This is a genomic window from Achromobacter sp. UBA2119, from assembly GCF_002331005.1.
In the GTDB taxonomy this organism is placed as follows: domain Bacteria; phylum Pseudomonadota; class Gammaproteobacteria; order Burkholderiales; family Burkholderiaceae_B; genus Achromobacter; species Achromobacter animicus.
Genome location: NZ_DCYD01000011.1, coordinates 215,627 through 240,944 on the forward strand (window position 1 = coordinate 215,627; position 25,318 = coordinate 240,944).

Consider the following 25,318-nt stretch of genomic DNA (forward strand, 5'->3'; position numbering starts at 1 on the left):
GCGTCGTCCCTAAGAAGAAACCCAAGCGGGTATCTAAACAGAAACCCGCGCTGAGCCGGGGGTGGCCCCCGTGCGCGGGTTCAGCGGAAACCTGGCGTCAGGCCAGTTTCCATTCATGGCGAAACGCCTGGGGCGCTTCTGCCTGCGATTCGTACGTGACGATTTCCCAGGCGTCGCGCTGCTCGAGCAGCGCGCGGGCAAGCTGGTTGTTCAGGCCGTGGCCCGATTTGCACGCCACATAACGTGCCACCAGCGGCTTGCCCAGCAGATACAGGTCGCCGATGGCGTCCAGGATCTTGTGCTTGACGAATTCATCGTCGTAACGCAGCCCGTCGCTGTTCAGCACGCGGTACTCGTCCATGACGATGGCGTTGTCCAGGCTGCCGCCACGGGCCAGGCCCATCGACCGCAGGGCCTCGACTTCATTCACGAAACCAAAGGTGCGCGCCCGCGCGATTTCGCGAACGTACGAATGCGTGGCGAAATCGATTTCGGCGAAATTTGCCGTGGAGTCGATGGCGGGGTGACGGAAGTCGATCGAGAAAGCCAGCGCGTACCCTTCATGGGGTTCGAGCCGGGCCCATTTCTCGTTGCGGCCTTCGCCTTCACGCACTTCCACCGGCTTCAACACACGGATGAACTGCTTGGGCGCGTTCTGCTCGACGATGCCGGCCGAGCGCAACAAATAAACAAACGTCGCCGCGCTGCCGTCCATGATGGGGACTTCTTCGGCAGTGAGGTCGACGTGCAGGTTATCGATACCCAGGCCGGCCAACGCCGACATGAGATGTTCCACGGTCGACACGCGAACATTGCCCTGTTGCAGCACGGACGCCATACGGGTGTCACCCACGCCGGTGGCTTGCGCGGGCAGGTCGACGACCTGCGGCAGATCCACCCGGTGAAAGACGATGCCGGTATTGGGCTGTGCCGGACGCAGGGTGAGCTCCACCCGCCGTCCTGAGTGGACGCCGACGCCTGTCGTGCGGACGAGATTCTGGATGCTGCGCTGTCGGAACATGAGACTTGGAATTTTGAACCCGGAAGCCGGCAAGATAAGTACGGATTGCCGGCGTAACCGAAGTATTGTAACGCTGTCCGATCCATGCCGCCATTCAAACTGACGTTCAGACCGGCCGAAACCTCCGTCCCTTATTTAACGTGCAAGGGAAACACGGACCGCTCTGCCTCCGGCTCGCCCGTGGGGACAGGCGAGCCGGAGTGAGGGAGTGCAGTTAGAGCCGGTGACCGGCTCTAGGTTCAGTCCGCCTGCTTACGCAGGAAGGCCGGGATGTCGAAATGATCCATTCCCGAGCTTTCCAGCGCCCGCACCTGGGCCGACGCCTGGCTGCGCGGATTGCGCATGACAGACGGCATGTCCAGATTGCGGTAGTCGCCGCCTTGGCCGGCCGGCATCGTGCCCATGGGCATGTTGTCGGTGCCGGTGCGCAGCACTTCAGCGGTGTTCTGCACCAGTTGCGGACGGGCTTGCGCACGGCCAAGGCCGGTTGCAACCACCGTGACGCGCAGGTTTTCGCCCATGGACTCGTCGTAGGCGGTGCCGAAGATCACGGTCGCGTCGTCCGAAGCGTAGCTGCGGATCGTTTCCATGATTTCGCGCGTTTCGCGCATCTTCAGCGAGCGGCTGGCGGTGATGTTGACCAGCACGCCACGCGCGCCGTTCAGATCCACGCCTTCCAGCAGCGGGCAAGCAATGGCGTGCTCCGCGGCAACACGTGCGCGATCCGCGCCCGATGCCGACGCCGTGCCCATCATGGCCTGGCCCTGCTCACCCATGATCGTCTTGACGTCTTCGAAGTCGACGTTGACGTTGCCTTCGACGTTGATGATTTCGGCGATACCCGCGCACGCGTTGTGCAGGATGTCGTCGGCCGAACGGAAGCAGTCTTCCTGCGTCGCGTCCTCGTCCATCAGTTCATACAGGTTCTCGTTGAGCACCACGATGAGCGAATGCACGTGCTTGGCCAGTTCCGAGATACCGTCCTCGGCCATCTTCAGGCGCTTGTTGCCTTCAAAGGAGAAAGGCTTCGTGACCACACCAACGGTCAGGATGCCCAGTTCCTTCGCCACTTCGGCCACGACCGGACCTGCACCGGTACCGGTGCCGCCGCCCATGCCCGCGGTGATGAAGACCATGTGCGCGCCGTTCAGCGCGGCACGGATTTCCTCACGCGCGGTTTCCGCCGACGCGCGTCCCTGCTCGGGCTTGGCGCCCGCGCCCAGACCGGTACGGCCCAGGCGGATCTGCACCGGCGCATTGGTTGCCGCCAGCGCTTGCGCATCGGTATTGGCGCAGATGAAATCCACGCCGTGCACACCGCTGCGAATCATGTGCGCGACGGCATTGCCGCCCGCACCACCCACACCAACGACCTTGATTACGGTCCCTTTGGTGTTGTTCTCAAGCATCTCAAAGTTCATCATGATGACTCCCTCACAAGTCCGAATTTGCAAATCACAAAAATTCCCCGACAACCTATCTTTTGTGAATCGCCTCAAAGCCGACGCCGGCTACATAGGCCCGCTACGGGTTTGAGACGCCTCCTCTTTCTGGCGCTCCCCGCTAGACAGCCGCGGTTCGCACCAAGGAGCAGGCCCCAACCTGCACCCTTTAATTCATGAACCACTCTTTCATGCGCGCAAGCAGGCTCTTGAAGTTGCCCGTCTGCGCAGCCACCTTGCGGCCACGCACACGCTGCATGCGCGCTTCCTGCAGCAGCCCCATCACCGTCGAGAAGCGCGGATTGCGCATCACGTCGGCAAGGCTGCCTTCGTACTCGGGCACCGCCACGCGAACCGGCTTGAGGAACACGTCCTCGGCCAGTTCGATCATGCCGGGCAGCTGCGCGGATCCGCCGGTCAGGACCACGCCGGAAGCCAGCAGGTCCTCGTAGCCGGAATCGCGCACCACCTGCTGCACCAGCGTGAACAGTTCTTCGACGCGTGGCTCGATCACCGCGCCCAGCGCCTGGCGCTTGACCTGGCGCGGGCCGCGGTCGCCCAGGCCCGGCACTTCCACGGACTCGTCCGGGCTGGCCAGCACCTGCTTGGCGACGCCGTAGCGCAGCTTGATTTCTTCAGCATCGGGCGTGGGCGTGCGCAGCATCGCCGCGATGTCGTTGGTGATCTGATCGCCGGCGATGGGCAGCACGGCGGTGTGGCGGATCGCGCCGCCGGTGAAGATGGCAACGTCGGTCGTGCCCCCGCCGATGTCGACGAGAACGACGCCCAGCTCCTTTTCGTCGGCGGTCAGCACGGCCAGGCTGGAGGCGAGCGGCTGCAGGATCAGGTCCTGCACTTCCAGGCCGCAGCGGCGGACGCACTTGACGATGTTCTGCGCGGCGCTGACGGCGCCGGTCACGATGTGCACGCGCACTTCCAGGCGCAGGCCGCTCATCCCGATGGGCTCGCGGATGTCTTCCTGGCCGTCGACGATGAACTCCTGCGTCAGCACGTGCAGCACCTGCTGGTCCGTCGGGATGTTCACCGCCTTGGCGGTCTCGATGACGCGGGCGACGTCGGTGGCGGTGACTTCCTTGTCCTTCACGGCGACCATGCCGCTGGAATTGAAGCTGCGGATATGGCTGCCGGCGATGCCGGTGTAGACGTCTCGAATCTTGCAATCTGCCATCAGCTCGGCTTCTTCAAGCGCGCGCTGAATGGAATTCACAGTGGTCTCGATATTGACGACCACGCCCTTGCGCATGCCGCGCGATTCGTGCTGGCCCAGGCCAAGCACCTCGAAGCGGCCTTCAGGCAGGATTTCAGCCACCACAGCCACCACCTTGCTGGTGCCGATATCGAGGGCGACGATAAGGTCCTTGATGTCACGGGTCATGGCGTTAGCGTTTCTTGGGAGGTTTCGGTGTGGATTTGGATTTGGTTTCCGACGCGGGCAACGGGGCCAGCGCCAGGGCGAAACCATTCGGATAGCGCAGGTCGGCCTGCGTGACGGTACGCCCTACCAGGCGCCCCGACACAGTGGGCCACGCCTGCACAAAGCGTTGAATACGAGCCGCGAACGGCAAGGCGCCGGGCAGGCCGTGCGGGTCCGGCGCATCGGCGCCCGGATCGCGGCCCAGGTCCAGCAGCATGCCGTTGGAAAGCACGACGCGCCAGGCGTAGCGCGGGCTCAGTTCCAACTGTTCCACATGCATGTCCAGCGGCGCGAACCAGCGCGCCAGCTCGGCGTAGCGCTGCACGACCAGCGCTTCCGTGCCGTCGGGTCCGGAGAACTGCGGCAGCACCGTGTCGTCGTCCACCTCGCCCGTGTTGGCCGTGAACGCCTCGCCCCAGGTGTTGATCATCTGGTTCTCGTTCCACAGCGCCAGGGGCTGCTGTTCCTCGATGCGCACACGCAGCACGTTCGGCCAGATCCGCCGCACCGTGGCATGCCGGACCCAGGGCACCGATTCGAAGATCTCGCGCGCGTCGTCCAGGTCCACCGTGAAGAAGTTGCCCTTCACGCGGCCCGCGATCGCCGAACGCACGGCGCCCGTCGACACGTAGTGCAGTTCGGTGTCCGGCATCGATTCCAGCTCGATCGCCGATAGCGTGAAATACGGACGTTGCGCTACCCACACCACGCCCGCGATGAGCATGGCGGCAACCGCCAGCACGGCGAGCGTGTTGGCGATCAGGTTGGTAGTACGAGCGTCGTTCCACACGGAGTATCCAGGTCAAGCGTTGCGGGCGTGGCCGTGCACCTTGCACGAGGCCTCGGACAGGATGGCCACGCACAATTCTGCATAGCTGATCCCCACGGCCTTCGCGGCCATGGGCACCAGGGAGTGGCCGGTCATGCCGGGCGAGGTATTCATTTCAAGCAGCCAGGGCCGGTTGTCGGCATCGAGGATGAAATCCGCGCGCCCCCAGCCTTCGCAGCCCAGCGTCTGATACGCCTTGACGGCAATCCGCGCGACTTCCTCAGCGACGTCCGCGGGCAAGGCGGCCGGGCAGAAATACTGGGTGTCGTCGGAGAAATACTTGTGTTCGTAGTCGTAGTTGCCGCCCGGCGCCGCGATCTCGATCACCGGCAGCGCGCGCGCCGCCTTGCCCGAGCCCAGTACGGCCACGGTCAGCTCGCGCCCAGTGATGAATTGCTCGGCCAGGACCTCGCTGTCGTACTGCGCGGCTGCGGCGTAGGCTTCCTTCATGTCGGAGTAGCCGACGACCTTGGTGATGCCCACGGTCGAGCCCTCATGCGGCGGCTTGATGATCAGCGGCAGTTGCAGGCGGTCGGGGACCAGGCGCAATTCGGTATCGGCGTCCAGCACTTCAAAGTCGGGCGTGGGCAGGCCATGCTGCAGCCAGATGCGCTTGGTCATGGTCTTGTCCATGGCCAGTGCCGAGGCCATCGGGCCGCTGCCCGTGTAAGGAATGCCCAACAGTTCCAGCGCGCCCTGCAGGGTGCCGTCTTCGCCGTAACGGCCGTGCAGCGCGATGAACACGCGGTCAAAACCTTGATCGGCCAGTTCGGCAAGACTGCGCTCGCCGGTGTCGAACAGGTGCGCGTCCACGCCGGCGCTGGTCAGCGCCTCGTGCACGCCCTTGCCGGACATGAGCGAAACTTCACGTTCGGCGGACCGGCCGCCGTACAACACACCCACCTTGCCGAATTGCTTGCTCATGCCAGCTCTCCCACCTGGGCGGGGACCTTGCTGATCGAACCCGCCCCCATCACGATGACGACGTCGCCATCGCGCACGAAATCCACAACCGTCTGCGGCAGCTCCGCCACGTCTTCCACGAACACCGGCTCGACCTTGCCGGCCACGCGCAACGCGCGCGACAGGGCACGTCCGTCAGCGGCGACCAGCGGCGGTTCGCCAGCGGCATAGACCTCGGTCAGCAGGACGGCGTCAGCCGTGCCCAACACCCGCACGAAATCCTCGAAGCAATCGCGCGTCCGCGTGTAGCGGTGCGGCTGGAAGGCCAGCACGATGCGGCGGTCGGGCCAGGCGCCGCGCGCCGCAGCCAGCGTTGCCGACATTTCGACCGGATGGTGGCCGTAATCGTCGATCACCGTGAACGTGCCGCCGCCGTGGTTGGCCGGCACCGGGAATTCGCCCGTCTGCGTGAAGCGGCGGCCCACGCCCTTGAACGCGCGCAGCGCCTCGCAGATGGCGGCGTCGGACACGCCCAGCTCGGTCGCCACGGCGATCGCGGCCAGCGCGTTGCGCACGTTATGCAGGCCGGGCAGATTCAGTTCGACGTTCAGGGGCGGCAACAGCGTGTCGCGGTGAGTGCGCTGCACGTTGAAGCGCATGCGCGTGCCGTCAGGCTGCACCTCATAGGCACGCACCTGCGCTTCTTCGTTCAGGCCGTAGGTCGTGATGGGACGCGACACGAACGGCATGATCTCGCGCACGTTGGCGTCGTCCGAGCACAGCACGGCGCTGCCGTAGAACGGCAGGCGCTGCGTGAATTCGATGAACGCGCTCTTGAGCCGCGCCACGTCGTGCCCGTAGGTGTCCATGTGATCGGCATCGATATTGGTCACGATGGCCATCACGGGCAGCAGGTTCAGGAACGAGGCGTCCGACTCGTCGGCCTCGACCACGATGTAGTCGCCCTGCCCCAGCCGCGCATTGGCGCCCGCCGAATTCAGGCGGCCGCCGATCACGAACGTGGGGTCCAGGTCGCCCGCCGCCAGCACGCTGGCGACCAGGCTGGTCGTGGTGGTCTTGCCGTGCGTGCCGGCCACGGCGATGCCGCGCTTCAAGCGCATCAGCTCGGCCAGCATGATGGCGCGCGGCACCACCGGAATACGCGCAGAGCGCGCGGCGATCACTTCGGGGTTGTCGCCCGCCACCGCGGTGGACGTGACGATGGCGCTGGCGCCCGTGACGTTGCTGGCGGCATGGCCGATCGCGATCTTCACGCCCAGGCCGGCCAGGCGGCGCGTCACCGCCGACTCGTTCAGGTCGGAACCGCTGATGTCGTAGCCCAGGTTCAGCAGCACTTCGGCAATGCCGCTCATGCCCGAACCGCCGATGCCTACAAAATGGATATGTTGAATTCTGTGTTTCATGATGAACGCCCCGCTGCTTGTTCACAGACGTCGGCGATATGGGCGGCCGCGTCGGGACGCGCATGCGCGCGGGCCCGGACGGCGACAGCCTCGAGTTCTTGTCGGGTGCGCTGGCTCAGCCAGTCCGCCAGCCACTCAGGCGTCAGGGCGGTCTGCGGCTGCAGCCAGGCGGCCTGCGCGTCGCTCAGGAAGCGCGCGTTGGCAGTCTGGTGGTCATCGATGGCGTGGGGGAACGGCACGAACAGCGCCGCGACGCCGGCGGCCGCCACTTCGGACACCGTCATGGCGCCTGCGCGGCAGATCAGCAGATCGGCGTCGGCCATGGCGCCCGCCATGTCGTCGATGAAAGCGCGGCAATCGGCCTGCACGCCCGCCTGGGCGTAGGCCTGTTGCAGCGCCGGCAAATGTTGTTCACCGGCCTGGTGGACGACCGTCGGCCGGTTCTCGAGCGGCAGACGCGCCAACGCCTGCGGCACGGTGGTGTTCAAGGCTTGCGCCCCCAGGCTGCCGCCCACCACCAGCACGCGCAGCGGCCCGGTGCGGCCGGCATAGCGTTCGGCGGGATCCGGCAAGGCGCACAAATCGGCGCGCACCGGGTTGCCCATGGCTTCGCCCTTGGGCAGCACGCCGGGAAATCCGCTCAGCACACGGCGCGACATCTTCGCCAGGCACTTGTTGGCGGTGCCGGCGACGGCATTCTGTTCGTGCACGACCAGCGGCGTGCCGCGCAGCGCCGCGATCACGCCGCCCGGAAATGCCACGTAACCGCCCATGCCCAGCACCACGTCGGGACGCACATCGGACAGCCGCGACCACGCTTGCGCGAACGCGCGCAGCAGCAGGAACGGCAGCTTCAGCAACGCGGACGCGCCCTTGCCGCGCACGCCTTGGAAGCGCAGCGGCACCAGTTCGATGCCGCGCGGCGGCACGAGGCGGCCTTCCATCTTTTCGGGATTGCCCAGCCACAGCACGCGCCAGCCGCGCTCGCGCAGCACGTCGGCCACGGCGAGACCCGGCATGATATGACCGCCGGTGCCACCGGCCATGATCAGGATCGTGCGAGCGGCGGTCATACCCGTCCCCCGCGCATCATGATGCGGTTTTCCACGTCGACCCGGATCAGCATCGCCAGCGCGCACAGATTCATCACCACGCCCGAACCGCCGTAGCTCATCAGGGGCAGCGTCAGGCCCTTGGTGGGCAGCAGTCCCAGGCACACGCCCATGTTGATGAACGACTGCACGCCGAACCACATGGCCACGCCGTGCGCGACCAGGCCGGCGAACGTGCGCTCCATGGCGATGGCCTGACGGCCGATGTCGAATCCGCGGTACACGATGATGGCGAACAGCGTGATCACCAGCATAACGCCGGCAAAGCCCAGTTCCTCGCCCACCACCGCCATCAGGAAGTCGGTGTGCGCCTCGGGCAGGTAATGCAGTTTTTCCACGCTGGCGCCCAGGCCCACGCCGAACCATTCACCGCGACCCAGCGCAATCAGCGAGTGCGACAGCTGGTACGCGCTGCCGTAGGCGTTGTCTTCGTTCCAGGGGTCCAGGTAGGCGAACAGCCGCGCACGACGCCACGGCGACAGCCAGATCAGCATCAGGAACGTGCCCACCAGCACGGCGAGCAGGCTGCTGAAATACTTGCCGTTGATGCCGCCCAGAAACAGGATGCCGATGGCAATGGCCACGATCACCATGAACGCGCCCAGGTCGGGCTCGAGGAGCAGCAGCATGCCGACGCCGGCCAGCGCGAACGCCATCGGCAGGAAGCCGCGGGCAAAGGCCTGCATGTGCTCCTGCTTGCGCACGGTGTAGTCGGCCGCGTAAAGCAAGGCGGCAAGCTTCATCAGCTCGGACGGCTGGAAATTCAGCGGACCCAGCGGGATCCAGCGGTGCGCGCCGTTGACTTCGCGGCCGATGCCCGGAATCAGCACCGCCACCAGCAACACCATCGTCACCACGAAAAGCGGCACGGCCAGACGCTGCCAGACCCGGATGGGGATCGACAGCACGATGGCGGCGCCGACCAGGCCCGCGCTGACGAACAGGCCGTGGCGGATCACGAAGTAATAGCGGCCATAGGACGCATAGCGCGGGCCGTCGGCCAGCGCGATCGATGCCGAATACACCATCAGCAGGCCGAGCAGCAGCAACGTCGACGCCGCGATCACGAGCGGCATGTCGAAGTTGCGCATGCGGGTACGGCCGGGCCGTACGGCATTGACGCTGGCGGTCAGGTCGGCGATCAGGCTCATTGTGCGGCCTCGGCGCCACGCGCCACGGAATTCGCCCAGGAGGCGGCGTTGCGGTTCATGCCACCTCTCCACGGTCGCGGGCCAGGTCTTCGACCTCTTCCACGAACACCTGCCCGCGATGCGGGTAATTGCGGAACATGTCCAGGCTGGCGCACGCCGGCGACAACAGCACGGCGTCGCCCGGCTGCGCCAGTTCGGCCGCACCGCGCACGGCGTCGCGCAAGGTCTCGACAGTCAGGCACTTGACGCCGGTCGGCTCCAGCACGCGGCCGATCTCTGGGCCATCCAGGCCGATCAGCATCACCGCGCGCGCATGGCGCGAGACGACGGGAATCAACGGCGAAAAATCCTGGCCCTTGCCCTGGCCGCCAGCGATCAGCACCACGGGCTGGCCCAGGCCTTCCAGCGCGGCCACGGTGGCGCCCACGTTGGTGCCCTTGCTGTCATTGATGTAGTCCACGCCGCCAATGGTGCGCACGAAGGCGGCGCGATGCGGCTCGCCCGCGTAGTCGCGAAGCGCGCGCAGCATGGCGCCCCAGCCCAGATCCAGGCAGCGGGCAAGCTGTAACGCGGCCAGCGCGTTCAGTGCATTGTGGATGCCGCGGATGCGCAGTGCGTCCACGGGCATGAGGCGGCTCATGCGGCCCTTGGCGCGCACCGGTTCGGGCGCGTCCTTCTTGCGCCGCGTGGGCGGCGCCGGCTCATCGAAATCGTTGGACTCGCAGGCCGTCAGCCACGCTACGCCCTGTCCCAGTTCAAGGCCCATGTCGCCCACCAGCTCAGGCACATCGCGGCCAAAGCTGCGCACGTTCATGGCGTTCAGCGACGACACCATATCAACGGTCAGCGGATCGTCGCGATTGACGATGGCGATGCGCGCCATCTTCAACAGGCGGCCCTTCGCATCGGCATAGGCCTGCATGCCGCCGTGCCAGTCCAGGTGATCCTGGGTCACGTTCAGCACGACGGCCGCATCGGCCATTAGCGTGCGCGTCGTTTCGAGCTGGAAGCTGGACAGTTCAAGCACCCACACCTGCGGCAGCGCGTCCGTGTCCAGCGCGTCCATCAGCGCGGACAGCGCAGCAGGACTGATGTTGCCGGCAGCGATGACCGTCAGCCCGCTGGCTTCGACCAGTTGCCGCGTCAGCGCGGTGACGGTGGTCTTGCCATTGGTGCCGGTCACGGCCAGCAGACGCGGGCGATACTCGCGATCGGCGGCCATATCCGCCAGTGCGCGGGCAAACAGTTCGATCTCGCCGACGATTTCAATGCCGCGGGCCTCGGCCTCGCGCAGCACGTCGGCGGCGGGCGCCTGCGTGGGCGCCAGACCCGGGCTCAACACGACCTGCGACACGCCATCCAGCAGATCGGTGGCAAACGACTCGTCGCAACCCAGCCGGTATTCCACTTCGTTTTGCGCCAACGCTTCGCGCAGCGCGGCCAGGCCTCCCGGTTCCGCGCGCGTGTCGGCCACGCGCAAGCGGGCGCCCAGGCGGGCACACCAGCGTGCGGCAGCGACGCCCGTCTCGCCCAATCCGAGGATCAGCACGAGCGGCGCGTCAGCGCGGGAGGATTCCATCATGTTCATCGCAACTTCAGCGTAGAGAGGCCAATCAGCACCAGCATCATGCTGATGATCCAGAAACGCACGACCACCTGGGTTTCCTTCCAGCCGCCCACTTCAAAGTGATGATGCAACGGGGCCATTCGGAAAATGCGTCGACCTGTTCCATAACGTCGCTTCGTGTACTTGAACCAGGTCACCTGGATCATCACCGAAAGCGTCTCGACGACGAACACGCCACCCATGATGAACAGCACGATTTCCTGGCGCACGATGACCGCAATCGTGCCCAATGCGCCGCCCAACGCGAGCGCGCCAACGTCGCCCATGAACACTTGTGCCGGATACGCGTTGAACCATAAAAATGCGAGCCCCGCGCCCCCGATGGCCGCGCACAGCACCATCAATTCCGATGCGCCGGGAATGTACGGAAACAGCAAGTACTTCGAATAGTCCACGCGGCCGACCACGTAGGCGAAGATGCCCAGCGCGCTGCCGACCATCACGGTGGGCATGATGGCCAGGCCATCCAGCCCATCGGTCAGGTTCACGGCGTTGCTGGTGCCGACGATCACGGCCCAGGTCAGCGCCACGAAACCCAGCACGCCCAGCGGATAGCTCACGGTCTTGAAGAACGGGACGATCAGGTCGGCACGCGTCGGCAGCGCCATCGTGAAGCCGCTGCCCACCCACGCCTTGAACAGGGGCCAGAGTTCGGTGTTGGCGGGCGCGGACACCGCGAACGCCAGATACACCGCGGCCACCATGCCAATGGTGGCTTGCCAGAAGAATTTTTGACGCGCCGGCATGCCTTCGGGATCGCGATAGACCACCTTGCGGTAGTCGTCACGCCAGCCGATCCAGCCAAACCCGAAGGTCACCAGCAGCACGACCCACACGAAGCGATTCGTCCAATCCGCCCACAGCAAGGTGCTGATGGCGATGGAGATCAGGATCAACACGCCGCCCATGGTCGGCGTGCCGGTCTTGACCAGATGCGATTCGGGACCGTACGTGCGCACGGCCTGGCCGATCTTCATCTCGGTCAGCTTGCGGATGACGCGAGGACCGGCCACCAGGCCGATCACCAGCGCCGTCGCGCACGCCAACACGGCGCGCAAGGTGATGTATTCGAACACGCCCAGCGCGCGCACATCATCGGAAAGCAGGCGGGCGATCTCAAGCAGCATGCTGCTCTCCCTGCCCTGCGGCTGCCGTACCGTCATTCAAAGAAAAAGCCGTCACTACCCGCTCCATGCGCATAAAGCGCGATCCTTTTACCAATACGCAGGACGGGCGCAAGCCGCGCAAGGCGGCAACGACTTCGTCTACCGATGCGCAGGCGTGCGCGCCAGCGCCGAATGCGGCAGCTGCCGCCCGGCTGGCTTCGCCTAGCGTGATGAATGCGTCGAGCCCATGCTCGCGCGCGTAATTGCCCACCTCTACGTGCATGGCGGGGCCGTTGTCCCCGACTTCGCCCATGTCGCCCAAGACCAGGACGCGCGTGCCGCCGATGCGCGCAAGCACGTCGATGGCTGCGCGGACCGAATCGGGGTTGGCATTGTAGGTGTCATCGATGAGCAACGTTCCGTCACTCATTCGCTTGTGCTGCATGCGGCCGGCCACCGGGCTGAATCCCGCCAGCGCACGCACCGCGATCTCGAGCGGCGCGCCCGCTGCAATGGCGCTGGCGATGGCGGCCAGCGCGTTGCGCAGGTTGTGCAATCCCGCCACCGGCAGCGTCAGATCGGCAACGCCGACCGGCGTCACGACACGGCAGCGCGTGGCGTCGACTTCCGCGATGATCTGTTCCGCATAGACGTCCAGGCCGGGCTGCAGGCCGAACCGCAGCACGCGGCGCGGCGCGGCCAACGCGTCCCAGATAGCTGCATAGGGCTCGTCTCCGGGATACACGGCGACGCCATCGGCCGGCAATGCGGCAATCGCGGCGCCGTTCTCATGCGCGACCGCTTCGACGGTGTGCATGAATTCCTGGTGCTCGCGCTGCGCATTCGTGACCAGCGCCACGGTAGGCGCGGCAATGGCGGCAAGCTGCGCGATTTCACCGGGGTGGTTCATGCCCAGCTCGAACACGGCGGCGCGATGACCCGCGCGCAGGCGCAGCAAGGTCAGCGGCACGCCGATGTCGTTGTTCAGGTTGCCGGCTGTAGCCAGGCGCCCCGCGTCGCCCTGCCATTCGGCGAGCATCGCGGAGATCATTTCCTTGGTGGTCGTCTTGCCGTTGCTGCCGGTCACCGCCACCACGGGCAGCACGAACCGGGCACGCCAGGCGGCGCCGATGCGCGTCAGCGCCACGCGCGTATCGCCCACGACAAGCTGCGGCAGTCCGGCATCGGCAACTTGGTGCGCGACGAGCGCCGCGCAAGCGCCGCGCGAAGCTGCCTGATCCAGGTAGTCGTGCGCGTCGAAATTCTCGCCCACCAGCGCGACGAAGAGTTCGCCTTCTCCGATGCGGCGCGTATCGGTGGACACGCCGGGCGTCTGCTGCAGCAGCAGCGCCACGCGCGCCCATTCCCGATCGTCGAAAGGCAGCTTCTCGCCACCGATGTCCTGATAGGTTTCGTGACCCTTGCCGGCAAGCAGCACCACGTCTTCCGGCGACGCCGCCCAGATGGTCTGCAAGATGGCGCGCGCGCGATCGACCTGCACGTCGGCACGCGCCGTTTCGGGCACGCCGGCCAGGATCTGCTGGACGATCGCCTCGGGCGATTCGGTGCGCGGGTTGTCGCTGGACACCACCACGTGGTCGGCCAGCTCCGCGGCAATGGCGCCCATCACCGGACGCTTGCCCGGATCGCGCTCACCGCCGCAGCCGAACAGGCAGATCAGGCGGCCGGAACGTGCCGTGGCCACGGCACGCAGCGCCAGCAGCGCACGGGACAACGCGTCCGGCGTGTGGGCGTAGTCCACCACCACCAGCGGACCGCGTGCCGTATGGGCTGGCAAGTTCACTGCCGGTTCCACGGTCTGCAAACGGCCATCGACGGGATCCGTCGCCGCCAGTTCACGCGCAATCTGCGCAAACGGCAGGCCCAGCTTGTACAGCACGCCCGCGACCAGCAGCAGGTTCGAAACGTTGTGCGCACCCAAGAGGCGCGTCACGATCTGGGCTTCGCCATGCGGCGACACCAGCGTAAAGATCTGGCCTTGCGACGTTGCCTGCAAGTCCCGCGCACGCATGGCGGCCGGAATTTCAGGATCGTCGCTCAGGCTGTAACCCATCGGCGTCACGTCGTCCGGCAGGCTGGCCAGCATCCGCCGCCCGGCGTCATCGTCGGCGTTGATCACCGCGGCGGTCAGGCCGGGCCAGCGGAAGAGGCGCGCCTTGGCCGCTTCGTAGCGCTCCATCGTGCCGTGATAGTCCAGATGGTCACGCGTCAGATTCGTGAAGGCGGCCAGCGCCACGCGCACGCCATCCATGCGGCCCTGCTCGATGCCGATCGACGAGGCCTCCATGGCCACGGCCTTCGCGCCGGCGTCGCGCATCGCGGCCAGCGTGCGGTGCACAGTCAGCACATCCGGCGTCGTCAGGCTGCCGCCCAGCGTCTGGCCGTCGGGCAGCACGGCGCCCAGCGTGCCGATGGTGCCGCAAGCCTTGTCGTTGCGGCTCAGCGCGTGGGCAATCCATTGCACCGACGACGTCTTGCCGTTAGTGCCGGTCACCGCAACCACGGCCAGCGCCGCCGACGGACGGCCATACCAGGTGTCGCCCAGTTCGCCCAGCAGCGAGCGCAGGCCGGCCACCGCAAGCATGGGCGTGCCGGCCGACGCGGCTTGTACGGCATCGGTGGCAGGCGCTTCGAACAGCACGGCGCTGGCGCCCAGCGCCAACGCCTTATCTATATAGAGACGGCCGTCGCTCGACAGTCCCGGGCAAGCAACGAACACGTCGCCCGGCTCGATGTCGCGCGAGTCCAGCTTGAGATGCGCGGTCAACGACACGCGCTCATGCAACCACGCCACGGTCTCGGCAACCGTGGCGGCAGGGGAAGAGTGGAAGCCGTTGGCGCTCATCTGCCTGGCTCCTTGATACCAGCAACAATCGTGGATTCAAACGGTGCGTCGGGCCGCACCCCCATCAGCCTCAGGCTCCCCCCCACGATATGGGAGAACACGGGCGCGGCAATGGCGCCGCCGTAATAGCCGCCGATCGTCGGTTCGTCGATGGACACGGCCACCACGATCTTGGGATCCGACACCGGGGCAAAACCCACATACGAGCTCCGGTAACGTTGCGTGCTGTACTTGCCGTCCACGATCTTGCGCGCGGTGCCGCTCTTGCCCGCCACGCGGTAGCCCTGCACCTGCGCGGCCTTCGTGCCATCGGGGCCGGTGGCGGCCTCCAGCATGGCGCGCACCAGCGCGGTCGTCTTGGGTGTGTAGATCTTGACGCTGGTCGGGTCGCTATCGCGCTTGACCAGCGTCAGCGACACCATGTCGCCGTTACGTGCAAAGACGGTATAGGCGCGCGCCACTTGCAACAGCGACACGGACAGGCCGTAGCCGTAGGCCATCGTGGCCTTTTCGATCAAGCGCCAGCGTTCCCACGGACGCAGACGGCCGGGCGCGGCGCCGGGGAATCCCACTTGCGGCGCCTGGCCGAGACCCAATTCGGTGAAGCGATCCCACATTTCACGGGATTCCAGCTTCTCGGAGATCATCGTCATGCCGATGTTGCTGGACTTGCGCAGCACGCCCGCCACATCCAGCGTGCCGTTGCGGCTCACGTCGCTGATCGTGCTGCCCTGATACGTGAACCGGCCGTTGCCCGTCTCGAACTGCGTCGACGTGCTGATGCGGCCCAGGTCCAGGGCCAGCGCGGCGGTAAAGGGCTTCATGATCGAGCCCGGCTCGAACGTATCCGTGATCGCCTGGTTGCGCAGGTTGGCGCCATGGAAGGTTTCGCGGTTGTTCGGATCGAAGGTCGGCACGTTGGCCAGCGCCAGGATCTCGCCCGTGTGCACATCCACCACCACGGCCGTCGCGCCCTTGGCGCGGTGCTTGTCCATGGCGTCCTTCAGTTCCTTGAACACCAGGTACTGCAGGCGCGTGTCGATGGACAGGCGCAAGTCCCGGCCATCAACCGGCAACGTGACGGCCTGCACGTCTTCGATGACGCGGCCCAGCCGATCCTTGATGACACGGCGGCTTCCCGGTCGGCCCGACAGTTGCTGGTTGAACGTCAGCTCGACGCCCTCCTGCCCCTGGTCTTCGACACTGTTGAAGCCCACCACGTGGGCCATCACGTCGCCGTCCGGGTAATAGCGGCGGGTTTCGGGCTGCTGGTGCACGCCCGGCAAGCCCAGCTGCTTGATCTTGTCGGCCACGTCCATCGAGACCTGGCGCTTCAGGTACACGAAGTTCTTGTCCTCGTCGACGAGGCGGCGGCGCAGATCGCCCGCGGGCGTGTCCAGCAGCTTGGCCAGCGAATCCAGCTGCGCGGGCGTGGCCTGTTTCACGTCTTCGGGAATCGCCCAGATGGCGCGCGCCGGCACACTCGAGGCCAGCACCGCACCATTGCGATCCATGATCTTGCCGCGCGTGGCGGCCAGCGTCAGCGTGCGCTCGTAGCGGCGCTCGCCCTGCTGCTGCAGGAATTCCGTCGACAATCCTTGCAGGAACAGCGCGCGGCCGGCCAGCACAGTGAAACCGCCAAACAGCAGAATCAGAACCAAGCGGGCGCGCCACGTAGGCAAGCTTCCGCGCAGCACGGGATTGTCGAAGAACGGCACGCGCTTCATTGCGTGCCTCCGGCGGCCGCGGGCACGGGCGCCTGATTCATATAGAGCGTGCGGTCCGGAACGATGGGGATCATCTTCAGACCGTCGCGCGCAATGGCATCGACCCGCGCATTGCGGGCCAGCTCGGCGCGCTCAAGCTGCAGGCGCCGCCAGTTGGTTTCGAGGTCGCGCGCATGCGCCTGATCGCGGCCCAGCTCCACGAAGAGCTGGCGCGACTGATACCGGCTGGTGACCAGGGAAATGGCCGACAGCATCAGCAAAGCCGCAACGATCAGGTTGACGCGACCCATCAGCGGCGCCCTCCCTTGCCGCCACGCCGGGGCGGCGGGGCGAGGTCGCTGCCGGGCAGCGAGCCGATCTTCACAAACGCAAAGCCGCCCTCAGCAGGCAGCGGCGTTTCCGTACGTTCAGCCGCGCGCAGGATGGCGGAACGGGCGCGGGCGTTGGACGAGACTTCGTCGTCCTCGGCAACGACCTTGCCCAGGGATCGCACAACGGGTTGGGGCATTTCGCTTTCGCGCAGGGGCAGGCGTGCATGCGCAGCAGCCGGCCTGGCCGCCGCCGCGATGCACTGCTTGACCATGCGGTCTTCAAGTGAATGAAAGCTGATCACCGCCAACCTCCCCCCCGGGGCAAGCAGGTCTAAAGCTGACGCGAGGGTGCGCGCGAGCTCTTCGAGTTCCCGATTGATGTAAATCCGTAAAGCTTGAAAGGTGCGTGTGGCCGGATGTTGCCCCTTTTCGCGCGTGCGGACGGCGCTGGCGACGCACTCGGCAAGCTCGAGCGTGGTGCGCAGCGGCCTTGTTGCGCGGCGAGCAGCAATCGCCTTTGCAACCTGAAAAGCAAACCGTTCTTCGCCATAATCCGCTATGACCTCCCGCATCTCATCCACACTGGCTTGCGCCAGCCAATCCGCCACCGTGGGACCACGAGTGGTGTCCATCCGCATATCGAGCGGGCCGTCTCGCATGAACGAGAAGCCGCGCTCGGCATCGTCGATCTGAGGCGACGAAACGCCCAGATCCAGCATCACGCCATCGACCTTGCCGATGCCGCGCTGCTCCAATTCTTCGGCCATGGTGGCAAAGCCCCCATGCACCACCGTGACCCGCGCATCCTCGGCCGCCAGCGCGTTGGCGACCGCAATGGCTTGCGGGTCCTTGTCAAACACGACCAGCCGGGCGTGCTTGCCCAACCGGCCAAGCAACTCGCGGCTGTGGCCGCCCCGGCCGAAAGTGCCGTCTACGAAGACGCCGCTTTCGATTCGCGTAGCCACATCCTGCCCATCCTGCGGCTGCGACCGTGCCGCGCCCTTGCCGCCGAAACCGGGCAGCAAAAGCGCGTCCACCGTCGGCGCCAGGAGGACGGGCCGATGTTCGAATTCCATAACTCTTTCAGAACGAAAACTGGTTCAACACGTCCGGCATACCCTTGGCCAAGTCTTCAGCCTCTCGGCTGGCCAGGGTAGCGGCGTCCCACAGCTCGAAGTGAGAGCCCAGACCGAGCAGCATCACATCGCGCGTCATACCGGAAGCGTTGCGCAGTTCAGGAGCGATCAGGACCCGGCCGGAGCCGTCCAGTTCCACGTCCTGAGCGTTGCCCAGCAACAGCCGCTGCAGCGCGCGGGCCGTCATCGGAAAAGCGGCGATCTGCTCGCGCTTCTTTTCCCACTCCGGTCGCGGATACACCAGCAGGCAGCCGTCGGGATGGCGGGTCAGGGTCAGCCGGCCTTCGGCCTGCGACATGAGCGCGTCACGATGCCGGGTCGGAATGGAGATCCGTCCCTTGGCATCCAGCGTGAGCGCGCTGCTTCCCTGAAACACCACATTTACCCCACTTAATTGCACAATTTCCTACTATTTCCCACTCTACGGTATGGGAAAGGGGCGGTCAAGCGAGCGGTTGCAATTTTTTCAATCACAACAAGGACTTAGATCAACTTGTAAATTCGCAAAAAGAAAAACCTCCCAATAAATCAGGAGGTTGCGACATACTCTAAAAGTCCTACTTAAGAAGTAGCGCCTAACGATTGCGGTTTACCGCCTGGGGCTGGGTCGATCCTTCCCGTTGGCGAGGCTTCCCGCCAAATGGGCGACCCTGGAAGTGGCAATCAACTGGCGCGGTGGGCGCCAGACGGCCGCGCGGCCTCGTCCAGATCCGCGCGCGCCGGGAAAATCAGTGCAAGACGGGTCTATAGGCCGGATTCTGTACACCAGGTTGCCCTGGCGGACGATCATTCCTCTGCGCGGATCATTGCTGAGCCGCTCTAGCCATCTACCCGCATACTCGGACGGAGCCGCCCTTCACGGCCGTGAGGCCGCACGCATGCCTATTTGATGTTGCTCCGGATAGAGGTTGCCGCGTTTCACCCTGCGATGCCGCCGCCCGTTGCCGGACGGCGTAATACGGAGATGGCCGTATCAGTGCGCGCAAAGCGCGCCCGCGCCGCAGTCTCGTCTCTGTGGTCCTATTCCTCAGCCATGCCCGAAGACACGACCGGACGGCCGTTAGCCGTTACCCTGCCCTGTGGAGTCCGGACCTTCCTCGATGGGCTTGCACCCACCGCGATCGTCCGACCCGTCTTGCAGTCCGTATTCTATTACAGCCGCCCACTCTGTCCCCGGGGCGCCCGCATGAACGTCGGGGCGGGTTCCTGCGACAATACGCGCTGATCCGCTTAGATGCCGCAGACACCAACACTACATGGCCCTCGAAACTCTCATCACCCTGACCGACGTCCAGCTCGCATATGGGCACCATCCGCTGCTGGACCACGCCGACTTTGCCATCCAGTCCGGCGAGCGCATCGGCCTCATCGGCCGCAACGGCGCAGGGAAATCCTCGCTCCTCAGGCTGCTCGACGGCCGCACGCAGCCCGACGACGGCGCAATCTCGCGCAGCTCGAGCCTGCGAGTGGCCACCGTCGAACAGGAACCCGAGCTCGACGACAACGCCACTGTCTTTGATGTCGTATGCAATACAGATGGCGACCACGAAGACTGGCAGCGCCCCTCGCGCGCACGCGCCGTCATCGAAAAGCTGGGCCTGCCCGCCGACGTGCAGATCGCCGGCCTGTCCGGCGGCACGCGCAAGCGCGTCGCGCTTGCCCGCGCCCTGATCGACGAGCCGGATCTGTTGCTGCTCGACGAGCCCACCAACCATCTGGACTTCGAAGGCATCGCCTGGCTTGAAGAGATGCTGCGCACCTGGAAAGGCGCCGCAGTCATCATCACCCACGATCGCCGGTTCCTGGACGCCGTCACCACTCGCATCGTCGAACTCGATCGCGGACGCCTCCTGAGCTTCCCGGGCAACTTCTCGCAGTGGCAGGAGCGCAAGGCCCAATGGCTCGAGTCCGAAAGGCTCGAGCAGGCGCGTTTCGACAAACTGCTGGCACAGGAAGAAGTCTGGATCCGCAAGGGCGTGGAAGCCCGCCGCACCCGCAATGAAGGCCGGGTGCGTCGCCTGGAGAGCCTGCGCGTGCAGCGCGCCGAACGCCGCGAGCGCGTGGGCAACGTGTCGCTGGCGCTGGCTGAGGGCCAACGCTCCGGCAAACTCGTGGCCGAACTCGAACACGTCAGCAAGCGCTTCGGCGACAAGATCGTGGTCGACGACTATTCCACAACCCTTCTGCGCGGGGACCGTATCGGCATCATCGGCCCCAACGGCGCGGGCAAGACCACCCTGCTCAAGCTCATCCTGGGTGAACTGCAACCCGATAGCGGCGCGACGCGCATGGGCACCAACGTCGCCGTCGCCTACTTCGACCAGATGCGCGCGCAGCTCGACGAAAACGCTTCGCTCGTCGACATCATCAGCCCGGGGAGCGAATGGGTCGAGATCGGCGGCGTGCGCAAGCACGTGATGACCTACCTGGGCGATTTCCTGTTCTCGCCGGCGCGCGCCGGTTCGCCCGTGCGCAGCCTTTCGGGCGGCGAACGCGCGCGCCTGCTGCTGGCGCGGCTCTTTGCGCGCCCGGCTAACGTGCTGGTGCTGGACGAGCCCACCAACGATCTGGACATCGAAACGCTGGAGTTGCTGGAAGAACTGCTGCAGGAATACGCAGGCACCGTGCTGCTCGTCAGCCACGATCGCGCCTTCCTCAACAACGTGGTCACGCAGACGATCGCCTACGAAGGCAACGGCCACTGGCGCGATTATGTGGGCGGCTACGACGAATGGGTCGCGCAGCGCCCGGCGCCTGTCGCTCCGCAGGCTGAGGCCGACAAGGCCGCGAAACCCGCCGACGACAGCGCCGCACGAGCAAAGGCGGCACGGCCCAAGCCTGCGAAGGCTGGCAAGATCAACGCCTGGGACCTGCGCGAACTCGAAGGCCTGCCGGACGCGATTGCCGCGCTCGAAGCGAAGCAAGCTGAATTGGCCGGCCAACTTGCGGACGGCAGCCTCTACCGCGATGCGCCGGCCGAGGTCGACCGCATCAACGGCGAACTGGCCAAGCTCGAAACTGAACTCGAAGAGAAGTTTGCGCGCTGGGAACTGCTGGAAGCGCGGCGCGATGGCACGCTTTGACGTGACTGCTATATATAGATAGTCCGCGCGGCGGAAGAAAGGGGTGAACGGCACAGCCGCTCACCCCTTTTTCATTTGCATGCGGCGCCAGCCGCGATCGTCCTCAGACGTGAGCGCGCCACTCCAGCGCCTCGCCCGCCGCCAGCGGGACCAGCGTCGTGTTGCCGAACGCCAACTCTTCCGGCACCTGATAGGTCTCGCGCGACAGCGTCAACGTGCCGGTATTGCGAGGCAGACCGTAGAAGTCGGGGCCATGGAAGCTGGCAAACCCTTCCAGCTTGTCGAGCTTGCCGGCGGCCTCGAACGCGGTCGCATAAAGCTCCATGGCATGCAATGCGGTGTAGCAGCCAGCACAGCCGCAGGCATGTTCCTTCAGACCGCGCGCGTGCGGCGCGCTATCCGTGCCCAGGAAAAAACGCGGGCTGCCGCTGGTCGCCGCCTCGACCAGCGCAAGACGGTGGGTCTCGCGCTTCAAAATCGGCAGGCAATACCAGTGGGGACGTACGCCGCCCTGGAAGATGGCATTGCGGTTGTAGAGCATGTGCTGCGGCGTGATCGTCGCGGCAATCGGACCTTCCGCATCACGCACGTACTCCGCGCCTTCCTTGGTCGTGATGTGTTCGAACACGACCTTCAGGGCGGGGAAGGCGCGCCGCAACGGCTTCATCACCCGCTCCACGAAAATGGCTTCGCGATCGAACACGTCAATCGCCGGATCCGTCACTTCGCCATGCACCAACAGCGGCATACCGCATTTCTGCAACGCTTCCAGCGCTTTCGTGCATTTGCCCAGCAGATCGGTCACGCCTGCATCCGAGTTGGTCGTGGCGCCGGCGGGATACAGCTTGACGGCGTAGACGTGGCCCGACTCATGCGCGCGCACGATCTCTTCTGCGGGCGTGTTGTCGGTCAGGTACAGCGTCATCAGGGGCGTGAACGAAGCCGGATTGACGCCCGACTTGCCAAGCGCTTCCAGGATGCGGCCTCGATAGGCCAAAGCCTGTTCCGTCGTCGTGACCGGCGGCTTCAGGTTCGGCATGATGATTGCGCGCGCGAACTGGCGCGCCGTATCGCCGACCACGGCATCAAGCGCCGCGCCATCGCGCAAATGCAGATGCCAGTCGTCAGGGCGAGTGATGGTGAGTTGAGTCGTGCTTTGAGTAGACATGGAAGGCTTCTTAATCTGCCAGCGGCATGCCCCGTTCAGCAAGCGCGCAGAACATCGCACTGCCCAGGGGTATGACGGCATCGTTGAAATCGAAATGCGGGTTGTGCAGCAGGCAACCGGAATCGGCGCCGCCTTGGCCAAGACGGAAGTAGGCGCCCGGCTTGGCCTGCAACATGAATGAAAAGTCTTCGGAACCCATCGAGGGTACCAGGTCGCGCACCACGTTTTCCTTGCCGATCATCTCGGTCGCGATGTCGGCCACCAGGTTGGCGTGCTGCGGCGTATTCAGCGTCGCGGGGTAGATGCGCTCGTACACCACTTCAGCGGTGCCGCCAAAAGCGCCGGCGATGGCACTCACCAGCTCGCGCATCCGCGTCTCGACCATCTCCTGCACGGACTTACGAAACGTGCGCACCGTGCCCACCATGCGCGCCTCGCGCGGAATCACGCTCATCGCGCCCGGATGCCCGGCCTGCACCGACCCGATCGACAGCACCGCCGAATCCAGCGGATTCACATTGCGCGACACGATGGTCTGCAACGCGGTGATGATCTGACCCGCGATCGTTACCGGATCGATCGTCTGATAGGGATGCGCACCGTGACCGCCCCGCCCCGTGATCAGGATCTCGAAGCGATCGGCCGCCGCCATCATCGGTCCGGGGTTGATGCCGATCGTGCCAGGTTTGAGGCCCGGCCAGTTGTGCAAGGCATAGATCGCATCGCAAGGGAACGTGTCGAACAAACCGTCTTCCAGCATGGCGCGCGCACCGCCGCGTCCTTCTTCGGCCGGCTGGAAAATCAACACTGCCGTGCCATCAAAGTTGCGGGTCTGCGCCAGGTATTTCGCCGCGCCGATCAGCACTGCGGTATGACCATCGTGCCCGCATCCGTGCATCAGTCCCGGCTTGGTCGACTTGTGGCCGAACGTGTTGTCTTCCGTCATGGGCAGCGCGTCCATGTCGGCCCGCAATCCAATCATGCGGCCGCTGTCGCAGCGCTTGCCGCGGATCACGCCCACCACGCCGGTTTTACCGATACCGCGGTGCACTTCGATGCCCAACGCTTCCAGCGCACCCGCGACGATGCCGGACGTTCTGACCTCTTCAAAACCAAGTTCTGGATGGGCATGCAAATCGCGCCGGAGCGCCGTCAATTCGTCATGAAAAAGCCGAATCGATTCCAACGGAGAACGTGCGTACATAGGACGTTACAGAATGACGTGAGAGAGGGGACAGTCGGTGCATTTTAGTTGCTACAGAGGATAAATGCCTTTGTCTTTACTGTAGAGACACGTTATGCTCCGGCCGCAGGACAATTTTTCCAACAGCCAGAGAAGGAGCGCCGCATTATGGCCACAACCTCCAAACCCGCGACCGCGCGCAAGCCGAACGCTGCATTCATGAAGCCGCTGACCCCCAGCGCCGAATTGGCCGCTGTCATCGGCTCGGAAGCCGTGCCGCGTACCGAGGTCACCAAGAAGATCTGGGAATACATCAAGAAGCACAACCTGCAAGATGCCAGCAACAAGCGCAACATCAACGCCGATGCCAAGCTGCGCCCGATCTTCGGCAAGGATCAGGTCACGATGTTCGAACTGACCAAACTGGTCAACGCACATCTGAAGTAAGCAGGCAAAGGGCGTACGGCGTACGTCCCTGCCTTTGGATTGTCGCGACGCCCTGGCTTACGGCCGGGCGAGCTCGACGCCACCAAGCAAGTCGCCTCCTCGCAGTACCTCATTGCCACGTCCGTGGACATCCCCGCCCGATTTCAATAGCGACGCTATCGCCTGATCGTCAGCGCTGGTGCGCCTTTGCAAGCGGACAAGCTGCATGCTCACGCACTTCAATGGCCCCTCCGGCACACGCGACGTCGATAGGCGCACGCGCCGCCTCTGAATGCGTCCTGCGCGTCGCACTCAACTAAATCGAAGCTCAGTGCCCCGCTCCTAAACAAGGCGCCCGCCCGCGTCCTTTCCGATTCCATTGAGTGCACACGCGAGCCAAGAACCATCCGCGCGCATGTTCTCGCGCGTCACACGAGGCGCATGCAAAAAGGCCGGCATCAATGCCGGCCTTTCCGAGGGTACTGCCTGGACTCAGGCGTACGATGTGGGCGCAGTGCCTTCCAGCAGCGACAGCCAACCGCGTATCAGGCGATACAGCACCCACACAATGGTTGCCGCCACGCCGATCCAGCCGATGAAGATGAGCGTCGCGATCCCACTGATTGCAAGCCACAGCAACGCCCACCAGAACGTACGCAGTAGCCAGTCGAAATGGCCGGCGTAGACGGTGCCGGCCGCGTCAGACCGCTTGAGGTACATGAGCACAACAGCCGCGATCGTGGCAATGCCCAGAAATCCACTCGTCAGAAAGCCCAAGGCATACAAGCCATAGGCCACGTGGGTCAACGTGCGAAGGTCCAATGTCGTACCGGGCACGGGGGTCTGGGGATCACTCACGATAACGCTCCAACGAATTGACTCGAACAATCTTACCGCACAAAGCCACCCCGCCCACGCGCGTTGTTATTTGGGCACATTCAGCATTGGCGCGGCTTGCAGGCCAGTGACGCACCAAAGACAAAGCCCCACCGGGTACCGGTGGGGCTTTGAGGATAAGAGCTTGACGATGACCTACTTTCACAGACGTCCGTCCACTATCATCGGCGCAAAGGCGTTTCACTGTCCTGTTCGGGATGGGAAGGAGTGGTACCACCTTGCTATGGTCGTCAAGCGTAGCTGCTTGAGCAATTGACACCAGGGTCAATCGTTCGAATCTTGGGTCTTACTTAAGTGCCTCTTTGACACTGTTGGGCACTACGGTTACTGCAATAGGACCTGGCGCTTACAGCCGCGGAAGGGTTCGCGCCAATCGCGCTATCAACCTCCAGCGCAACGGCCTGGTCTCTCACTAAAGACAAAACCCCGCAGGGGATACCTGCGGGGTTCTGAGCAATAAAAGCCTGACGA

At 65.0% G+C, this 25,318-nt stretch carries 20 protein-coding genes, 1 rRNA gene and 1 other RNA gene; 2 read left to right on the forward strand and 20 right to left on the reverse strand.

Annotation, left to right across the window (positions count from 1 at the left end; genetic code table 11):
• Window positions 1-97: 97 nt before the first annotated feature.
• From lpxC to rnpB, 16 genes are all read right to left on the reverse strand, one after another.
• A complete protein-coding gene (gene lpxC, locus B3098_RS11080; RefSeq protein ID WP_056320776.1) occupies window positions 98-1,021 on the reverse strand; it encodes a UDP-3-O-acyl-N-acetylglucosamine deacetylase in 924 nt (307 codons plus the stop codon).
• Between the two features lie 239 nt (window positions 1,022-1,260).
• Window positions 1,261-2,445 carry a cell division protein FtsZ gene (gene ftsZ, locus B3098_RS11085; RefSeq protein WP_056320774.1) on the reverse strand — a complete coding sequence of 395 codons (1,185 nt, stop codon included), beginning with the start codon at window positions 2,443-2,445 and terminating at the stop codon, window positions 1,261-1,263.
• 187 nt (window positions 2,446-2,632) lie between these two features.
• Window positions 2,633-3,859, reverse strand: coding sequence for a cell division protein FtsA (ftsA, locus tag B3098_RS11090; RefSeq protein WP_006217473.1), 1,227 nt, complete (start codon window positions 3,857-3,859; stop codon window positions 2,633-2,635).
• Between the two features lie 4 nt (window positions 3,860-3,863).
• Window positions 3,864-4,688 carry a cell division protein FtsQ/DivIB gene (locus B3098_RS11095; RefSeq protein WP_175125634.1) on the reverse strand — a complete coding sequence of 275 codons (825 nt, stop codon included), beginning with the start codon at window positions 4,686-4,688 and terminating at the stop codon, window positions 3,864-3,866.
• Between the two features lie 12 nt (window positions 4,689-4,700).
• Window positions 4,701-5,651: a D-alanine--D-alanine ligase gene (locus B3098_RS11100; RefSeq protein WP_175139415.1), complete on the reverse strand. Its 951-nt coding sequence runs from the start codon at window positions 5,649-5,651 to the stop codon at window positions 4,701-4,703.
• A complete protein-coding gene (gene murC, locus B3098_RS11105) occupies window positions 5,648-7,054 on the reverse strand; it encodes a UDP-N-acetylmuramate--L-alanine ligase (protein ID WP_175125638.1) in 1,407 nt (468 codons plus the stop codon). The genes B3098_RS11100 and murC overlap by 4 nt, the downstream gene beginning before the upstream one ends.
• A complete protein-coding gene (murG, locus tag B3098_RS11110; RefSeq protein ID WP_218345029.1) occupies window positions 7,051-8,127 on the reverse strand; it encodes an undecaprenyldiphospho-muramoylpentapeptide beta-N-acetylglucosaminyltransferase in 1,077 nt (358 codons plus the stop codon). Before murG ends, murC begins: the two co-directional genes overlap by 4 nt.
• Entirely contained in the window at window positions 8,124-9,317 is a 1,194-nt protein-coding gene (gene ftsW, locus B3098_RS11115; protein WP_175139416.1) for a putative lipid II flippase FtsW, read from the reverse strand. The genes murG and ftsW overlap by 4 nt, the downstream gene beginning before the upstream one ends.
• Window positions 9,318-9,372: 55 nt before the next feature.
• Complete coding sequence (gene murD, locus B3098_RS11120; RefSeq protein WP_286896020.1) at window positions 9,373-10,905, reverse strand: UDP-N-acetylmuramoyl-L-alanine--D-glutamate ligase; 1,533 nt, start codon at window positions 10,903-10,905, stop codon at window positions 9,373-9,375.
• Entirely contained in the window at window positions 10,902-12,071 is a 1,170-nt protein-coding gene (gene mraY, locus B3098_RS11125; RefSeq protein ID WP_105237357.1) for a phospho-N-acetylmuramoyl-pentapeptide-transferase, read from the reverse strand. Before mraY ends, murD begins: the two co-directional genes overlap by 4 nt.
• Window positions 12,061-14,916 (reverse strand): bifunctional UDP-N-acetylmuramoyl-L-alanyl-D-glutamate--2,6-diaminopimelate ligase MurE/UDP-N-acetylmuramoyl-tripeptide--D-alanyl-D-alanine ligase MurF, encoded by a 2,856-nt coding sequence (gene murF, locus B3098_RS11130; RefSeq protein WP_286896024.1) that lies wholly within the window; start codon window positions 14,914-14,916, stop codon window positions 12,061-12,063. Before murF ends, mraY begins: the two co-directional genes overlap by 11 nt.
• Window positions 14,913-16,643: a peptidoglycan D,D-transpeptidase FtsI family protein gene (locus tag B3098_RS11135; protein ID WP_175125648.1), complete on the reverse strand. Its 1,731-nt coding sequence runs from the start codon at window positions 16,641-16,643 to the stop codon at window positions 14,913-14,915. The genes murF and B3098_RS11135 overlap by 4 nt, the downstream gene beginning before the upstream one ends.
• Complete coding sequence (ftsL, locus tag B3098_RS11140; protein WP_056569320.1) at window positions 16,640-16,933, reverse strand: cell division protein FtsL; 294 nt, start codon at window positions 16,931-16,933, stop codon at window positions 16,640-16,642. The genes B3098_RS11135 and ftsL overlap by 4 nt, the downstream gene beginning before the upstream one ends.
• Window positions 16,933-18,030 (reverse strand): 16S rRNA (cytosine(1402)-N(4))-methyltransferase RsmH, encoded by a 1,098-nt coding sequence (rsmH, locus tag B3098_RS11145; RefSeq protein WP_279974744.1) that lies wholly within the window; start codon window positions 18,028-18,030, stop codon window positions 16,933-16,935. The genes ftsL and rsmH overlap by 1 nt, the downstream gene beginning before the upstream one ends.
• Window positions 18,031-18,037: 7 nt before the next feature.
• Window positions 18,038-18,466 carry a division/cell wall cluster transcriptional repressor MraZ gene (gene mraZ, locus B3098_RS11150; RefSeq protein ID WP_056322651.1) on the reverse strand — a complete coding sequence of 143 codons (429 nt, stop codon included), beginning with the start codon at window positions 18,464-18,466 and terminating at the stop codon, window positions 18,038-18,040.
• Between the two features lie 355 nt (window positions 18,467-18,821).
• Window positions 18,822-19,227: RNase P RNA component class A (gene rnpB / locus B3098_RS11155), an RNA gene on the reverse strand.
• 119 nt (window positions 19,228-19,346) lie between these two features.
• On the opposite strand from rnpB, the gene B3098_RS11160 reads away from it, so the two are divergent.
• Entirely contained in the window at window positions 19,347-21,173 is a 1,827-nt protein-coding gene (locus tag B3098_RS11160; RefSeq protein ID WP_286896030.1) for an ATP-binding cassette domain-containing protein, read from the forward strand.
• Window positions 21,174-21,276: 103 nt separating this feature from the next.
• Here the strand turns inward: B3098_RS11160 and pyrC are convergent, their stop codons facing one another.
• Both pyrC and B3098_RS11170 read right to left on the reverse strand, forming a co-directional pair.
• Window positions 21,277-22,356 carry a dihydroorotase gene (pyrC, locus tag B3098_RS11165; RefSeq protein ID WP_286896067.1) on the reverse strand — a complete coding sequence of 360 codons (1,080 nt, stop codon included), beginning with the start codon at window positions 22,354-22,356 and terminating at the stop codon, window positions 21,277-21,279.
• A complete protein-coding gene (locus B3098_RS11170) occupies window positions 22,352-23,545 on the reverse strand; it encodes a M20 aminoacylase family protein (RefSeq protein WP_056569330.1) in 1,194 nt (397 codons plus the stop codon). The genes pyrC and B3098_RS11170 overlap by 5 nt, the downstream gene beginning before the upstream one ends.
• Window positions 23,546-23,692: 147 nt before the next feature.
• Here B3098_RS11170 and B3098_RS11175 point away from each other — a divergent pair, with 147 nt between their 5' ends.
• Window positions 23,693-23,971: an SWIB/MDM2 domain-containing protein gene (locus B3098_RS11175; protein WP_006217453.1), complete on the forward strand. Its 279-nt coding sequence runs from the start codon at window positions 23,693-23,695 to the stop codon at window positions 23,969-23,971.
• Between the two features lie 471 nt (window positions 23,972-24,442).
• Here the strand turns inward: B3098_RS11175 and B3098_RS11180 are convergent, their stop codons facing one another.
• Window positions 24,443-24,808: a DUF4870 family protein gene (locus B3098_RS11180; protein WP_056569333.1), complete on the reverse strand. Its 366-nt coding sequence runs from the start codon at window positions 24,806-24,808 to the stop codon at window positions 24,443-24,445.
• 161 nt (window positions 24,809-24,969) lie between these two features.
• Window positions 24,970-25,082 (reverse strand): 5S ribosomal RNA (rrf, locus tag B3098_RS11185).
• Window positions 25,083-25,318 lie beyond the last annotated feature (236 nt).